This is a genomic window from Aquabacterium sp. UBA2148, assembly GCF_002328915.1.
Taxonomy (GTDB): domain Bacteria; phylum Pseudomonadota; class Gammaproteobacteria; order Burkholderiales; family Burkholderiaceae_C; genus Aquabacterium; species Aquabacterium parvum.
Genome location: NZ_DCXA01000132.1, coordinates 13,072 through 13,509 on the forward strand (window position 1 = coordinate 13,072; position 438 = coordinate 13,509).

The following is a 438-nucleotide window of genomic DNA, read 5'->3' on the forward strand; positions in this document are numbered from 1 at the left end:
CGCGCGCCGCCTGCACCTGGTCGACCTCAACGGTGCGTTCGCCGGCAAGCCCGTCAACGAGGCCGCCATCAAGGCGATCATCAAGGAAGTCGGCTCCGAGATCCCCGTTCAGCTGGGTGGCGGCATCCGCGACCTCGACACCATCGAGCGCTACCTCGACGACGGCCTGAGCTACGTCATCATCGGCACCGCTGCGGTCAAGAACCCCGGCTTCCTGCGTGACGCCTGCACCGCCTTCGGTGGTCACATCATCGTCGGCCTGGACGCCAAGGACGGCAAGGTGGCCACCGACGGCTGGAGCAAGCTCTCCGGCCACGAGGTCGTCGACCTGGCCAAGAAGTTCGAGGACTACGGCGTCGAAGGCGTGATCTACACCGACATCGGCCGCGACGGCATGCTCACCGGCATCAACATCGATGCCACGGTGAAGCTGGCCCA

At 66.0% G+C, this 438-nt stretch carries 1 protein-coding gene; it reads left to right on the forward strand.

Annotation, left to right across the window (positions count from 1 at the left end):
- The coding region (locus tag B2W70_RS07185) for a HisA/HisF-related TIM barrel protein (RefSeq protein WP_286744258.1) at positions 1-438 on the forward strand (438 nt) is incomplete at both ends.